This window comes from Pseudomonas ficuserectae (assembly GCF_024584585.1).
Classification (GTDB): Bacteria; Pseudomonadota; Gammaproteobacteria; order Pseudomonadales; family Pseudomonadaceae; genus Aquipseudomonas; species Aquipseudomonas amygdali.
The window spans coordinates 2,586,462-2,600,444 of the sequence record NZ_CP085684.1; the positions used below are offsets into that span (position 1 = coordinate 2,586,462).

A 13,983-nucleotide genomic window follows, 5' to 3' on the forward strand; every position below is an offset into this window, starting at 1 on the left:
AAAACGGCTTTTGTTCGATAATCGAACGTAAAACTAACCGGTTCGTACACTTTATGTTGCTGTAGTATTTTGACAGGCAAATACTTTACTCGCACCTCTGAATAAGGCCGGGAAAGGCCAGGAATGCGGTGCTGTCCAGTCGCGACCGAAACAGGTCGCGTTCATCCAGGAGCTGAAAAGCATGCAGCGTTCAATTGCTACCGTATCCTTGAGCGGTACTCTGCCCGAAAAGCTCGAAGCCATCGCCGCAGCCGGCTTTGACGGCGTCGAAATTTTCGAAAACGACTTGTTGTATTACGACGGTAGCCCACGCAACGTCAGGCAGATATGTGCCGATCTTGGGATCGCCATCACCCTGTTCCAGCCGTTCCGGGATTTTGAAGGCTGCCGCCGTGATCGTCTGCAGCGCAATGTCGACCGTGCCGAACGCAAATTCGATCTGATGCAGGAACTGGGCACCGATCTGGTGCTGGTCTGCAGCAATGCGTCTGCCGATTCGGTGGGCGACGAGAAAATTCTGCTGGATGACCTGAGCCTGCTGGCCGAGCGTGCCGGTGCCCGTAACCTGCGCGTCGGTTATGAAGCGCTGGCCTAGGGCAAGCATGTGAACACCTGGCAACAGGTCTGGAACCTGGTGCGTCAGGTTGATCATCCTGCTCTGGGTGTGTTGCTCGACAGCTTCCATACCTTGTCACTCAAGGGCGACCCAAGCGCGATTGCGCAAATCCCGGGTGACAAGATTTTCTTTGTGCAAATGGCCGACGCGCCGATTCTGGCCATGGATGTGCTGGAGTGGAGCCGCCATTTCCGCTGCTTCCCCGGTCAGGGCGAGTTCGATCTTGCCGGTTTCCTCGCGCCGATTCTGCGCAGCGGCTACACCGGCCCATTGTCGCTGGAAGTGTTCAACGACGGTTTCCGTGCCGCCCCGACTCGCGCCAACGCGGCGGACGGCTTGCGTTCGCTGCTTTATCTGGAAGAAAAAACCCGCCAGTTGATGGCGCGTGACGAGCCAGCCGCTGTTCCTGAAATACTTTTCAACCCGCCCGCTGCCAGCACTTACAACGGCGTCGAGTTTCTGGAATTTGCGGTCGATGAGAGCCACGGCGCGCGCCTCTCGGGCTGGCTGCAACGGCTGGGCTTTGCCAGGCTGGGTCAGCATCGCTCCAAGGCGGTCAGTCTGTTGGGGCAGGGTGATATCAAGATTGTGCTCAATGCCGAACCCTATTCTTTTGCCCATAGCTTTTTCGAGGCCCACGGGCCGTCGTTGTGCGCCACCGCCTTGCGCGTCGATGACGGCCATCAGTCGCTGGAGCGTGCGCGGGCCTTCAAAGGCCAGCCGTATCGCGGGCTGGTCGGCCCCAATGAGCGGGAGATTCCTTCAGTCCGCGCGCCCGACGGTAGCCTGATCTATCTGGTTGATAGCGCTGCGCCCGGAGAATCGATTTACGACAGCGATTTTGTCGTCGACCCGCAAGCGGTTGCCAAGGGTGGTTTGCAGCGTATCGACCACATGGCCATGGCGCTGCCCGCCGACAGCCTGGACAGCTGGGTACTGTTCTACAAAAGCATTCTGGATTTCGAGGCCGATGACGAGGTGGTGCTGCCCGACCCCTACGGTCTGGTGAAAAGTCGTGCCCTGCGCAGTCGTTGCAGTACCGTGCGCCTGCCGCTGAACATTTCCGAGAATCGCAACACGGCCATTTCCCACGCGCTGTCGAGCTATCGCGGCTCTGGGGTGCATCACATTGCGTTCTCCTGTGAAGACATCTTTGCCGAGGTCAGCCGCGCCAAGGAAGCGGGGGTGCCGTTGCTGGACATCCCGCTCAATTACTACGACGACCTGGCAGCCCGCTTCGATTTCGATGAAGAGTTTCTCAGCGAACTGGCGTATTACAACGTGCTTTATGACCGCGATGCGCAGGGCGGCGAGCTGTTCCACGTCTACACGGACGCCTTCGACGGGCGCTTCTTCTTCGAGATCCTGCAACGCAAGAATGGCTACGTGGGCTATGGCGCGGCCAACGTGCCGGTGCGTCTGGCGGCGATGGCCAAGGCGCGCAATGTGGCAGCGCGTCAGGCGCGGCTGTAAAGCGAGGCCGACAGTAGAGCTGCTGCGGGGGTTCGAATCCCTCGCAGCTTCCCTCTGCCTGCGGTCAGCTTCATACTTCGCGCATTACCCGTGGTCATGAGCCAACAATGAAAAAAATCGACTCCGCCGTTGCCGTTGAAACTGCCGCCACTGCGCCCAAGGGCCGCAAGAACAACCCGGAAAAAACCCGCGAAGATATTCTTCAGGCTGCTGTCGCCGAATTCGTTGCCCACGGTCTTACAGGCGCGCGCGTCGATGCCATCGCCGAGCGAACTAAAACCTCGAAACGGATGATCTATTACTACTTCGGCAGCAAGGAGCAGCTGTATGTCGAAGTGCTCGAAAAACTCTACGGTGCGATTCTTAACACCGAGAGCGAGTTGAACCTGAGTGAGCTGGAGCCTGTCGAGGCGATTCATCGCGTGGTTGAATTCACCTTCGATCACCATGACAGCAACGTCGATTTCGTGCGTATCGTGTGCATCGAAAACATTCATTACGGCGAGAACGTCAAACAGTCCGATTCGATCCAGGCCAAAAGCCAGAATATCATCAGGGCGCTCGATGGCATCCTGCGACGCGGCGAGGCCAGTGGCTTGTTCCGCGATGGTGTTCATCCGGTGGACCTGCACCTGATGATCAGTTCGTTCTGCTTCTACCGGATCTCCAACCGCCATACCTTCAGCGAAATTTTCCAGATCGAGCTGTGGAGCGAGGAGGTCAAACAGCGTCACAAGGCGATGATTTGCGACGCTGTGCTGCGTTATCTCAAGCGCTGAGGTTTACAGCGTATGGAAGTGCGCCATCATCCGTTCTGCATCGGCTGACTGGCCACTGAATAACTCAAATGCCTTGACTGCCTGAAACACCGCCATGGTGCTGCCATCCAGCGTGCGGCAGCCCAGCGCACGGGCATGCTTGAGCAGTTCGGTTTCCAGCGGGAAGTAGATGATTTCCGCAACCCACAGCTCAGGGCGCAGCAACTCGACCGGCAACGGCGTGCCCGGCAGTTTGGCCATGCCGACCGGCGTGGTATTGACCAGGCCGTCGGCTTCGGCCATAGCGGCAGGCAAATCGATACCCACCTTTGCCCGTCCTGCACCGAAATGCCCGTTGAGGTTGTCCACCAGCCCTTGCGCGCGTTGCGGCTCGACTTCGAATACTGTCAGGCATTCGACGCCAGCGCTCAATAACGCATGAGCCACGGCAGCGCCTGCGCCACCTGCGCCCATTTGCACCACCTGCTGACGTGGAGCCTTGTCCAGGCCGCGCTGGAAGCCTTCGGCAAAACCCAGGCAGTCAGTGTTGTGACCGATACGCTTGCCGCCCTTGAACACCACGGTATTCACTGCGCCTATACCGCGGGCTTCGGCGGACAGTTCGTCCAGTAAGGGGATAACCGCCTGCTTGCACGGAAAGGTGATGTTCAGGCCGGTGAAGCCACAGTTTTGTGCGCTTTCGATAAGCTGGGGCAGGGCGCTGATATCCAGTTGCAGGGCGTCGATATCGATCAGCCGATACAAGTAGCGCAGGCCCTGGGCGTCGCCTTCGTGCTCGTGCATGGCGGGCGTTCGCGAGGCCTGAATGCCCGAGCCGATCAGGCCGGCAAGAACGGATTTTTTTTCAGCATGGGTCATAGAATAAGTCTCTTGTTTTTGTGCTACTGCCCGGTCCAGAGCAGGTGTTGAGCGGAATGTACCAGATGGTTAATAGTGCCGCAGGCGGCAGGCGATTGCCATGCAGCGATATTGTGCGGTGATCGCCCTAATCAGTGATAATCCACGGCCAGCCGCTTCAGATCAGCCAGAGTTCACGCCGCACATGCCCGATTCCGTTTTCAGCGCCGCACAGCAACAAGCCAGCACGTTGTACCTGCCGCCAGGCGCGTGGGCCACAGTGCTCGATTGCCTGTGCGCGAAATTCACCGCCATCAGCCGCGAACAATGGCTGGACCGTATTGCCCGCGGACGGGTGCTGGACGAAAACGGCAAGGCCATCGCGCCTGACCTTGCGTACCGCGAGGGCCTGCGCATTCACTATTTCCGTGAGGTGCCCAACGAAACGCCGATCCCGGTGCTTGAGACGATTCTGTACGCCGACGAGCATCTGGTGGTGGCGGACAAACCGCACTTTTTGCCGGTGACACCCGCAGGTGAGTACGTCGAGCAGACGTTGCTGCGCCGCCTGATCCATCGCCTGGGCAACCCCGATCTGGTGCCGCTGCACCGTATCGACCGGCACACCGCCGGGCTGGTGCTGTTTTCCGCCAACCGGCAGACGCGCTCGGCTTATCAGGCGCTGTTTCCCACCCGGCAGATCGACAAGTTCTACGAAGCCATTGCGCCAGCGTTGCCGGGGCTGGAGTTTCCACGTTTGCACGAAAGCCGTCTGGTCGAAGGCGAACCATTCTTTCGCATGCAGGAAGGAGCAGGGGCGAGCAATACCCGGACGCAGATCGAGGTGCTCGAACGGCAGGATCAATTGTGGCGGTACGGGCTTTATCCGGTGACCGGCAAGAAACATCAACTACGCGTGCACATGGCGGCACTGGGCGCGGGCATCTGCAACGACCCGTTCTACCCGGACGTGGTAAAGAACCCTGTCGACGATTATCAAAACCCTCTGAAGCTGCTGGCCAAGGGCTTGCGCTTCATCGACCCGCTCAGCGGTAAACAGCGTCAGTTCGAGAGCTTGCTTGAACTCGACTGGTAAGCGGTAAAGCCGGGCTGACGGCCAAAAAAAACCCGCACTCGGCGGGTTTTTTCAAATCAGTCACACGACGCCCGGATCACAGATCCTTGACGGTACGTACCTGATCCTTGTTGATGCGGGTCTGCTTGCCGTCGAGTTGCTTGAACTCGTAGAAGCCCGATTCTTCATCGTACTTTGGCGTATCGACAGCCTGGATTTCACGACCATCGTTCAAGGTGATCACAGTGGGCGATGCGCAGCCGGCGAGGGAGGCAATGCTCAATGCAAGCAGGAAGGCAGCGGGAAGGGTCCGTTGTTTCATTACTGTGTCTCCAGATGGATTCTTGATTTACTGAACTCTCAGACGGATACACCGTCGGCAAAGTTCCGTATACACCGTCAGCAAGTTCAATAGCCAGTCACTTGCCACAGTTTTCGCTGATCCCGGTCAACAGACAGGGAGTATTCAGGTTGGCCAGGCGTGGATCGCCAGCTTCCAGTTGCAGGGCGACTGGTTGCAGCGGTTCCAGGGCCCGTCTCGGGCTGCGTTCGCCGGCCTGCCATGCGGCTTCCAGCGTTGCGGCGTGAGCGATGGGGATCATACATAAAAGCGGCTGCCAGTGCTGGCCTTCACGCACCATTATTGGTCGCTCCGGGCATTCAACAGCCTTTTCGCGCAACGCTTGCAGCAACGGTTCATCGACCAAAGGTACGTCGCAGGGCAGAACCAGCAACCACTTATGCCGGGCAAGTGGCAGGGCGGCGCGAATTCCGGCCAGAGGACCGTTGAAATCGGCATCGTCGTCCTGCACCAGTTGATCGGCGTAATGCGCATAGCGCTCGATGTTGCGGTTGCAGGAAATGATCAGGTCGTCGGTCAGCGGCCGGGTCAGCCGGTGCAGGTGCTCGATCAGCGCCTTGCCCTGCCACTCGATCAGGCCCTTGTCACGCCCGCCCATGCGCTGCCCGCGACCTCCGGCCAGCAGCAGAATAGAGCAGGGAGGCAGTGCGGCAGGGACATTCATCAAACACTCGGCGGGCAGTCAAAAGGAGTGCTGTGATATAACACCGGCCTGTTTCCTTAACAACTGGATGAGGCCATGAAAGCCAAGGCTGACACACCTTTCGTACCCCTGAATATCGCCGTGCTGACCGTCAGCGATACCCGCACCCGTGAAACCGATACCTCGGGCCAAATGTTCGTCGACCGCCTGACCGATGCCGGTCATGGCCTGATCGAGCGCGTGCTGCTCAAGGATGACCTGTACAAAATCCGCGCTCAGGTAGCGACCTGGATTGCCGACGATCAGGTGCAGGTCGTGCTGATCACCGGCGGCACCGGCTTTACCGGTCGCGACAGCACGCCTGAAGCCGTGGCGTGTTTGCTCGACAAGCAGGTCGATGGTTTCGGTGAACTGTTCCGGCAGATTTCGGTGCCGGATATCGGCACCTCGACCATTCAGTCCCGTGCGTTGGCGGGCCTGTCCAATGGCACCCTGGTGTGCTGCCTGCCGGGCTCCACCAATGCGGTACGCACGGCGTGGGACGGGATTCTCGCCCAGCAACTGGATTCGCGCTTCCGGCCCTGCAACTTCGTGCCGCACCTCAAGCAGGCCGAGCCCTGTGCGATTCGTGGTTGAGTGCTGATGAACAACGAGCCGAAAACCTTGCTGCCTGTCGAAGAGGCTATCGCACGGCTGCTGGCGATGGCCGAGGCCACGCCGATCACTGATCGCCAGCGTGTTCCGCTGGCCGATGCCGAAGGCCGTGTGCTGGCGGTAGATCTGATTTCCACTCTGGATCTGCCGCCCTGGCCGAACAGCGCCATGGACGGTTATGCCCTGCGCGTAGCGGACTGGAGCGGCGAGCCGTTGACGGTCAGCCAGCGCATCTTTGCCGGTCAGGCACCCGAGCCGCTGGCACCTGGCACCTGTGCACGAATCTTCACCGGTGCGCCGATGCCTGAAGGTGCCGATTGCGTCGAGATGCAGGAAAACGCCGAGGTGCTGGCGGATCAGCGCGTGTGCTTCAGCGAGCCGCTGAGCGTTGGGCAGAACATTCGCCCACAGGGGCAGGAAACCCGCGTCGGCGACACCGTACTGGCGGCCGGGACGCGGCTTGGTCCTATTGAATTGGGCCTGGCCGCTTCGTTGGGCCTCGCCGAGCTTGAGGTGATCCGACGGGTGTGTGTCGCGGTGCTGTCCACCGGCGACGAGTTGATTGAACCAGGTCAGCCATTGGGGCCGGGGCAGATCTACAACAGCAACCGGGTGTTGCTGTGCAGTTGGCTGAAGCGACTCGAATGCGAGGTCGTGGATGCAGGCATCCTGCCGGACGATCTGGCGAAGACTCGTGCTGCGCTGGCGAATCTGCACGATGTCGACCTGATCCTCTCCACGGGCGGCGTCTCGGTAGGCGAAGCGGATTTCCTTGGTGACGCATTGCGTGAGGAAGGCGAACTGACGCTCTGGAAGCTGGCCATCAAGCCCGGAAAACCGCTGACTTTCGGGCATTTTCGTGGCGTACCGGTGATTGGCCTGCCCGGCAATCCCGCCTCCACGCTGGTCACCTTCGCTTTGCTGGCGCGTGCTTACCTGCTGCGTCGCCAAGGTGTGATTGACGTAGCGCCGTTGCAGTTTCCGGTGCCCGCAGGGTTCGTCTGGACGCGCCCGGGCAATCGTCGCGAATACCTGCGCGGGCGTCTGGAACAGGGCAGGGCCGTGGCCTATCGCAACCAGAGCTCGGGTGTATTGCGCAGCGCTGCCTGGGCTGACGGCCTGATTGAAGTGCGTGAAGGCTCGACCGTGGCCGAAGGGGACTGGGTCAACTTCATCCCGTTGAGTGAAGTGCTGGGCTGAGTGGATTAATGGTTGGGCTGGCACGCATGAGCTACTCTCAACATCGCTGACAAGTTGGGCAACCGGACTTCGCCCTGGAGTATTGTTATGGCGCCATTGAGAGTGGCTTGTGTGATCCCGACCTACAACGGACGCAAGGATCTGGAACGTCTACTGGACTCGCTGGCTACGCAGACTGCGAGCTTCGATACACTGATCGTCGACTCCAGTTCTTCAGATGGCACGCTGGAGCTGGCGCAAGCTCGTTGTGCCAACGTATTGCGCATCGACAGCAAGGACTTCAACCACGGTGGCACCCGGCAGATGATGGTCGATTTGCATCCCGACTACGACGTCTATGTCTATCTGACCCAAGACGCCTATGTTGAAGATATCAATGCCATTGCCAACATTCTGCTGCCTTTCGCCGACCCCAAGGTCGGCGCGGTCTGCGGGCGTCAATTGCCGCACAAGAACGCCAACCTGCTGGCCCAGCATGCACGGTTGTTCAATTACCCTCCGACGTCGCAGATCAAGACTCTGGCCGATGCACGCACGCTGGGCATCAAGACGCCATTCATGTCCAACTCGTTCGCGGCCTATCGCGGTGAAGCGTTGCGGGCGATTGGCGGCTTTCCCCGGCATGTGATTCTTTCCGAAGACATGTACGTCACCGCCAAAATGCTGATCGATGGCTGGAAAGCAGCCTATGAAGGTTCGGCTGTATGCCGTCACTCACATAACTACAGCCTGCGTGAGGAGTTTTGCCGTTACTTTGATATCGGTGTGTTCCAGTCCCGTGAAGCGTGGATCTACGAAACCTTTGGCGGCATCGGCGGCGAGGGCATGCGTTACGTCAAGTCCGAGCTTAAATTCCTCGGCCCCCGGCGAATTCTCTGGTGGCCCATGTCGTTCGTACGTAATGCGCTGAAGCTGCTGGCCTACAAGCTGAGCAAGCAGGAGAAGCGCCTGCCCCGTGGCGTAAAGAAAAAACTCGGGATGTACAAGCGCTATTGGGACAGTCCTTACGCCTGACCGAACCCTGCGCCGGACGCTGAGCGCCCGGCGTCTGGCACATCAGCTTTTCGCAGCTTCTTCGTCCAGACGGTCGGCCTCGAACAGTTGCGCGAGGTCGGCCCTGGCTTCACGGGCGGTCTGCAGAACCTTGGCGTCGTCGTCATACACTTCATGTTGTGCGGCCAGCACCTGTTCGTCGTGGCGCTTGAAGCGACTGATGCGCGCATCGGCCTGTGCCTCGGTCAGGCCCAGCCCCATCAGGGTCTGACGGCTCATCTCCAGGCTTGAATAGAATGTCTCACGCACGGCATGAGCGCCAATGTCCATCAACCGGTGAACGTGCTGGCGGTTACGTGCACGGGCAATGATCTTCATGTGCGGATACAGCTTGCGGATCAACTCGGCTGTCTTGATGTTGGTGTCCGGATCATCCGTCGCAATGACGAAGTATTCCGCTTCATCAACCTTGGCTGCACGCAGTATTTCCGGGCGCAGCGGGTCGCCATAAAACACCGGCACATTGCCGAAGCTGCGCGAAAACTCGATCGATTCCACAGCGGTATCCAGAGCGATGAAAGGGATTTTCTGCGCCCGCAGGATCCGCGCTACGATTTGCCCCATACGGCCCATACCAGCGATGACCACGCGTGGTTTGTCGGTCTGGATATCGCGGTACTCGTCCGGCACCTCGACAGGCTTGATCCTGGGTTTGATCCAGCGCGCCAGGGCAATGAACAGCAACGGCGTGATCGCCATCGACAAGGTGATGGTCAGCACCAGCATGTCGTAAAGCCCCGCCTCGAACAGCCCTTGAGCGCTGCCGATCTTGAACACCACGAAGGCAAATTCGCCACCGGCTGCCAACACCAGGCCCAATTGCAGCGCGCTGCGGTTATTGAGACCGCCAGCGGTACGACCGATCAGGAACAGCATCGGCAGCTTGATTCCGATCAACAGCAGCGTCAGGCCCAGCACCGCAAGGGGCGAACTGAGCAGCAAGCCGACGTTGGCACCCATGCCGACACTGATGAAGAACAGCCCCAGCAACAACCCTTTGAACGGTTCGATCTGTGCTTCCAGTTCGTGACGGTATTCGGAGTCTGCCAATAGCAGACCGGCGAGAAATGCGCCCAGCGCCATGGACACGCCCACCAGTTCCATCAGCCACGCCGTACCAATCACTACCAGCAAGGCAGTGGCGGTCGAGACTTCCTGGATTTTGGTCTTGGCAACGATGCGAAATACCGGACGCAGCAAATAGCGGCCGCCGATCACCACAATGGCAATGCTGCCCAGCACGCGCAGGCCGTGGTTGATGCTTTCGCCGGTGTCCATTGCGTGATCGGCCCCGGCCAGGAATGGCACCAGGGCAATCAAGGGAATTGCCGCAATGTCCTGAAACAGCAGGATAGCGAACGCCATCCGGCCATGCGGGCTATTCAACTGCTTGCGCTCTGCCAGACTCTGCAGGCCGAAGGCTGTGGATGACAGCGCCAGGCCAAGACCCAGAATGACCGCAGTGTTCAGCGACTGGCCGAAGGCAAGCAACGCGATCCCGCCAATGACCAGGCCCGTCAGCAACACCTGCGCCATGCCTACGCCGAACACCGATTTGCGCATGACCCATAAACGCTTTGGCGACAGCTCAAGACCAATGATGAACAGCAACAAGACCACGCCCAGCTCTGAAATGTGACTGACGCTCTCCGTGTCGCCTATCAAGCCCAGCACCGAAGGGCCGATGATCACTCCCGCGAACAAATAGCCGATCACCGCGCCCAGCTTCAGGTGCTTGGCCAGCGGTACTGTCAGCACGGCGGCGAGTAGAAACACTACTGCGGCCTGCAACAGGCTGCCTTCATGGGGCATGTAAAACTCCTTGGTAATAATTGAACACACTGTTTGAGCAGGGCGGTATTAAAGCATGGGAGTTTTACACGGCAACGTTCATCGCGGCATGACAATAATCAACGCGGTTGATAAAGCGCGCGTGAAGGATGCGAAGGAGGGGAGCAGGGCAGGCTGACGATGCCATTCGTCGCGCATCGGCGTAAGCTATGCGCGCAAACAGGCAGTGCCAACTGCCCGCTCACGAGCATTCAGGAAACCGTTATGACCAACAAGCAGCGTTTGATTTACTCGATTCTGATCGCCCTCGGCGTTCTCGCGATCATGCTGGGCTTGTCGCACCTGCAAAACAGCGGTGTCATCACCGAAAAAACCTTTCAGTACATCGCAATCAGCGTGGCCGTACTGGTCGTGATTCTTAACGGAATCATGCGCCGCAAGGTCAAGCGGTAAGCGCGGCAAGTGGCAAGGATGACGAGGCCCGTTTTACTGGGCACCATCCTTGCTCGCATCACCCAGCCATTGTCGGGCACGAGGGTGCAGGCTGTAGGTCTTGTCGTCATTGAGGTGAATCACGCCTTCATCGCACAGGCGCTTGAGCACTTCGCGCACACTTAGAAACGACAGCGGTACATCAAGCCTGAGCAGCTGGCTGTGCACGCCCCGTACTCCCAATGGCTGGCCTTCCTCGCTCGATACCAGAAGCGCATCGAGCACCTTGAGCCTGACCAGGCTGGTACGCAGACCAAAGCTTTTCAGGAGCAGTCGGATGTGCTCGTTTCCGGGCCGCTCGGTCTCCAGAGCGGGCGACTGTGCCTGCGCAGCCAGTGCTGTTTGGCGCAGCAGGGTGCGAGTCGTGATTCCTTGGCGATTGAACATCCACAAACTCCTTTTCAGGCTTTTTTAAACAATCTCAGTTACTAAGACGAACGAGCGCAGCAAAACCTCAGTTATCAATGGAAAAAAATAAAAACGCCAACACGCACGGGGTGGCCGCAGCGCTGTGCGGTTCAGGGTAGATGAAGATCGGGCAGTCGCGAGGGGACGGTTGATCCGGCTATCGGCGGATACAAAATCGCTCTGCGTCAGTCAGGTGCGCGAGAGCGCTCAGCCTTTTGGAGCGTCGGGTATCCGGCGGTTGAGCACCGGGTTGCCGTTCTGGTTCTGCGTGACATAAACCGGCAGCACCTTGGGCAGAGAGGCCAGCAGGCTGGACAGGTCGCGCGTGTTGAAACTGCCGCCAAGGCGCATGGCACCGGTTGCGGTATCGGCCAGCAGAATAGGCGTTTGCAGGTAGCGATTGATCAGTGGCAAGGCCTGGCTGAGAGGCAGATCATTGAAGATCAGCTTGCCATTACGCCACGCCAGGCTCGAATCCTTTGTGTCTGTCTGGCTGATCAGGGGCGCGTCGTCGCCTGCCTTGTAGCTGGCCTGCATGCCAGGGTCAAGATGATGGCTTGACGACGGATGTGCGCGATCACTGCTGACCTGAACCGAGCCCTCGACCAGCGTTACACGTACCTGGTCCTGATACATCCACACATTGAAGCGTGTGCCCGTGACCTTGATGCTGCCCTTGCCGGCATCTACTACAAAAGGGTGTGTGTTGTCGTGGCTGACCTCAAAGAACGCCTCACCCTTTTTCAGCGTGACGCTGCGTCGATCCTTGTAGTTGGCGTAGGTCAGCTCGGTGCCGAGGTTCAGTTCGGCACGGCTGCCATCTGCCAGTACCACAAGACGCGTCGCGGTATCGGCGTTGTAGGACTCGTAGGTATCAGGCAGCCAGCCCTGATTCCAGCCCACATAACCGGTGACCGGCACAGCCAGAGCAATGACCGCCGCGGCAGCCGCGAGTGGTGCCACGCGGCGCTTGCGACGAAGTACGGGCTGGTTGCTCTGTGTAGCCTGAATCGGGAGTGCCGGGGCCGGATTGAGCGGTTCGATTTGTCCGGTAATGTCCCAGACTTCCCGCATCGCCTCATACTCCACCGCATGCAAAGGATGGGCTTTCAGCCATTGCTCGAACGCTTTTCGTTCTGCGGCGGTGCAGTCTTCGGCGTGCAGGCGCATGCACCAATGCGCAGCGGCATCGGTGATCGCGTCGTGTTCTGCCTTGCTGAAAAGAGGGTCGCTCATGGGCGCTCCGGCCTATACCGTCGGCGCATTCTACCCTTGGATGTCAGGGAGAGAGAACATTTGCAGGATATTACCCGTCAACGCACAGCGTAATTCCTTGTGAATGCAAGCCGCTCTCATTGAAACCTTTCCGCGACAATCGAGTACGTGCAGTGCGCAGGGAGTTTTTTTGCAGGGCCTGCAGCGCTACTCTCGGTGCTGTTATTTCGTGTGGTTGTTCCCGGTACCTTGCCATGACATGAACAGGAGCCTCAAATGTCCGCCATCCCTAACGATCAGCCGGTCCGGACCGTTTCATATCAGCAACTGACAAATCTGTTGCGGCGGATCTTCCTTGCACACGGCACCTCCCCGGAGGTTGCCGATGTGCTTGCCGAGAACTGCGCCAGCGCTCAGCGCGACGGTTCGCACAGTCATGGCATCTTTCGCATGCCAGGCTACATCTCATCGCTGAACAGCGGCTGGGTGGATGGCAAGGCAGTGCCGTTGATCGAGGATGTCGGTGCTGCATTTGTCAGGGTCGACGCCGGCAACGGCTTTGCCCAGCCTGCGCTGGCGGCGGCCAGTTCATTGCTGATCGACAAAGTGCGCAGTGCCGGGATTGCGGTTCTGGCGATACGCAATTCTCATCACTTTGCCGCGCTGTGGCCGGATGTCGAACCTTTCGCCGAACAGGGGCTGGTCGCCCTGAGCATGGTCAACAGTATGACCTGCGTTGTGCCACACGGTGCGCGTCAGCCCCTGTTCGGCACCAACCCTATTGCCTTCGCTGCACCGCGTGCGGGGGGCGAGCCTGTTGTTTTCGATCTGGCAACCAGCGCCATTGCCCATGGTGATGTTCAGATCGCAGCGCGGGAAGGGCGATTGCTACCAGCGGGTATGGGCGTGGACCGCGAGGGCCGGCCTACTGAAGATCCTCGCGCCATTCTCGATGGCGGGGCACTACTGCCCTTTGGCGGTCATAAGGGTTCCGCATTGTCGATGATGGTCGAACTGCTGGCGGCAGGGCTGACAGGCGGTAATTTCTCCTTTGAGTTCGACTGGTCGAAGCATCCCGGCGCGCGGACACCCTGGACAGGTCAGTTGCTGATCGTCATCGATCCGGACAAAGGCAGCGGTCAGCATTTTGCACTGCGTAGCGAGGAACTGGTAAGGCAGCTCCACGGGGCAGGGCAGGAGCGCCTGCCGGGGGACCGACGCTACAGCGAGCGTGCGCGGTCGATGGCGCACGGTATCGACATCGCTGAGGCTGATCTGGAGCGCTTGCAGGGTCTGGCGGGCGGTTGAGCCGTTTACAAATTCGCTGACCATTCGTCGCAGTCAGTCTTGTGTCGGCGCTCGGTTCTAAATACTGTATGCATGAAC

13 protein-coding genes and 1 pseudogene are annotated in these 13,983 nt (G+C 59.2%); 8 read left to right on the plus strand and 6 right to left on the minus strand.

All coding sequences use genetic code 11. The features are described from left to right. Positions 1-181: 181 nt before the first annotated feature. A pseudogene (gene quiC / locus LJU29_RS11305) lies at positions 182-2,089 on the plus strand (3-dehydroshikimate dehydratase QuiC). A 107-nt stretch (positions 2,090-2,196) separates the two neighbouring features. After that, entirely contained in the window at positions 2,197-2,868 is a 672-nt protein-coding gene (locus LJU29_RS11310; protein ID WP_257112361.1) for a TetR/AcrR family transcriptional regulator, read from the plus strand. 3 nt (positions 2,869-2,871) lie between these two features. On the opposite strand, the gene LJU29_RS11315 is transcribed toward LJU29_RS11310, so the two are convergent. Then, on the minus strand, positions 2,872-3,726 hold the full coding sequence (locus tag LJU29_RS11315; RefSeq protein WP_054076373.1) for a shikimate dehydrogenase: 855 nt from the start codon (positions 3,724-3,726) through the stop codon (positions 2,872-2,874). A gap of 184 nt (positions 3,727-3,910) precedes the next feature. Here LJU29_RS11315 and LJU29_RS11320 point away from each other — a divergent pair, with 184 nt between their 5' ends. Next, positions 3,911-4,801: a pseudouridine synthase gene (locus tag LJU29_RS11320; RefSeq protein WP_057401625.1), complete on the plus strand. Its 891-nt coding sequence runs from the start codon at positions 3,911-3,913 to the stop codon at positions 4,799-4,801. A 76-nt stretch (positions 4,802-4,877) separates the two neighbouring features. On the opposite strand, the gene LJU29_RS11325 is transcribed toward LJU29_RS11320, so the two are convergent. Together LJU29_RS11325 and mobA are read right to left on the minus strand one after the other, a co-directional pair. Beyond that, the gene (locus tag LJU29_RS11325) at positions 4,878-5,102 is read right to left on the minus strand and encodes a YgdI/YgdR family lipoprotein (protein ID WP_002553129.1); all 225 of its coding nucleotides are present in this window, start codon (positions 5,100-5,102) and stop codon (positions 4,878-4,880) included. Positions 5,103-5,199: 97 nt separating this feature from the next. After that, on the minus strand, positions 5,200-5,805 hold the full coding sequence (mobA, locus tag LJU29_RS11330) for a molybdenum cofactor guanylyltransferase MobA (protein ID WP_005753525.1): 606 nt from the start codon (positions 5,803-5,805) through the stop codon (positions 5,200-5,202). Positions 5,806-5,880: 75 nt separating this feature from the next. On the opposite strand from mobA, the gene moaB reads away from it, so the two are divergent. The 3 genes from moaB (at position 5,881) to LJU29_RS11345 (ending at position 8,652) form a co-directional block, all read left to right on the plus strand. Continuing rightward, the gene (moaB, locus tag LJU29_RS11335; RefSeq protein WP_257112364.1) at positions 5,881-6,420 is read left to right on the plus strand and encodes a molybdenum cofactor biosynthesis protein B; all 540 of its coding nucleotides are present in this window, start codon (positions 5,881-5,883) and stop codon (positions 6,418-6,420) included. A 6-nt stretch (positions 6,421-6,426) separates the two neighbouring features. Further along, complete coding sequence (locus tag LJU29_RS11340) at positions 6,427-7,638, plus strand: molybdopterin molybdotransferase MoeA (RefSeq protein WP_257112365.1); 1,212 nt, start codon at positions 6,427-6,429, stop codon at positions 7,636-7,638. A gap of 87 nt (positions 7,639-7,725) precedes the next feature. Next, a complete protein-coding gene (locus tag LJU29_RS11345) occupies positions 7,726-8,652 on the plus strand; it encodes a glycosyltransferase family 2 protein (RefSeq protein ID WP_002553133.1) in 927 nt (308 codons plus the stop codon). Positions 8,653-8,694: 42 nt separating this feature from the next. Here the strand turns inward: LJU29_RS11345 and LJU29_RS11350 are convergent, their stop codons facing one another. Continuing rightward, positions 8,695-10,503, minus strand: coding sequence for a monovalent cation:proton antiporter-2 (CPA2) family protein (locus tag LJU29_RS11350; RefSeq protein ID WP_122322403.1), 1,809 nt, complete (start codon positions 10,501-10,503; stop codon positions 8,695-8,697). Positions 10,504-10,746: 243 nt separating this feature from the next. On the opposite strand from LJU29_RS11350, the gene LJU29_RS11355 reads away from it, so the two are divergent. Next, on the plus strand, positions 10,747-10,935 hold the full coding sequence (locus LJU29_RS11355) for a hypothetical protein (RefSeq protein WP_005779813.1): 189 nt from the start codon (positions 10,747-10,749) through the stop codon (positions 10,933-10,935). Positions 10,936-10,968: 33 nt separating this feature from the next. On the opposite strand, the gene LJU29_RS11360 is transcribed toward LJU29_RS11355, so the two are convergent. Further along, positions 10,969-11,361 (minus strand): Fe2+/Zn2+ uptake regulation protein, encoded by a 393-nt coding sequence (locus LJU29_RS11360; RefSeq protein ID WP_002553137.1) that lies wholly within the window; start codon positions 11,359-11,361, stop codon positions 10,969-10,971. Between the two features lie 228 nt (positions 11,362-11,589). Further along, positions 11,590-12,618, minus strand: a complete 1,029-nt coding sequence (locus tag LJU29_RS11365) for a FecR family protein (RefSeq protein ID WP_002553138.1) — start codon at positions 12,616-12,618, stop codon at positions 11,590-11,592. A gap of 255 nt (positions 12,619-12,873) precedes the next feature. Between LJU29_RS11365 and LJU29_RS11370 the strand changes: the two genes are divergently transcribed. After that, positions 12,874-13,905, plus strand: coding sequence for an Ldh family oxidoreductase (locus LJU29_RS11370; protein ID WP_122322404.1), 1,032 nt, complete (start codon positions 12,874-12,876; stop codon positions 13,903-13,905). Positions 13,906-13,983 lie beyond the last annotated feature (78 nt).

What these genes read in the sequence shown, in the direction of transcription:
- LJU29_RS11310 (WP_257112361.1), top strand. Translation starts at nt 2,197, where the DNA reads ATGAAAAAAATCGACTCCGCCGTTGCCGTTGAAACTGCCGCCACTGCG.
- LJU29_RS11315 (WP_054076373.1), bottom strand. Translation starts at nt 3,726, where the DNA reads ATGACCCATGCTGAAAAAAAATCCGTTCTTGCCGGCCTGATCGGCTCG.
- LJU29_RS11320 (WP_057401625.1), top strand. Translation starts at nt 3,911, where the DNA reads ATGCCCGATTCCGTTTTCAGCGCCGCACAGCAACAAGCCAGCACGTTG.
- LJU29_RS11325 (WP_002553129.1), bottom strand. Translation starts at nt 5,102, where the DNA reads ATGAAACAACGGACCCTTCCCGCTGCCTTCCTGCTTGCATTGAGCATT.
- mobA (WP_005753525.1), bottom strand. Translation starts at nt 5,805, where the DNA reads ATGAATGTCCCTGCCGCACTGCCTCCCTGCTCTATTCTGCTGCTGGCC.
- moaB (WP_257112364.1), top strand. Translation starts at nt 5,881, where the DNA reads ATGAAAGCCAAGGCTGACACACCTTTCGTACCCCTGAATATCGCCGTG.
- LJU29_RS11340 (WP_257112365.1), top strand. Translation starts at nt 6,427, where the DNA reads ATGAACAACGAGCCGAAAACCTTGCTGCCTGTCGAAGAGGCTATCGCA.
- LJU29_RS11345 (WP_002553133.1), top strand. Translation starts at nt 7,726, where the DNA reads ATGGCGCCATTGAGAGTGGCTTGTGTGATCCCGACCTACAACGGACGC.
- LJU29_RS11350 (WP_122322403.1), bottom strand. Translation starts at nt 10,503, where the DNA reads ATGCCCCATGAAGGCAGCCTGTTGCAGGCCGCAGTAGTGTTTCTACTC.
- LJU29_RS11355 (WP_005779813.1), top strand. Translation starts at nt 10,747, where the DNA reads ATGACCAACAAGCAGCGTTTGATTTACTCGATTCTGATCGCCCTCGGC.
- LJU29_RS11360 (WP_002553137.1), bottom strand. Translation starts at nt 11,361, where the DNA reads ATGTTCAATCGCCAAGGAATCACGACTCGCACCCTGCTGCGCCAAACA.
- LJU29_RS11365 (WP_002553138.1), bottom strand. Translation starts at nt 12,618, where the DNA reads ATGAGCGACCCTCTTTTCAGCAAGGCAGAACACGACGCGATCACCGAT.
- LJU29_RS11370 (WP_122322404.1), top strand. Translation starts at nt 12,874, where the DNA reads ATGTCCGCCATCCCTAACGATCAGCCGGTCCGGACCGTTTCATATCAG.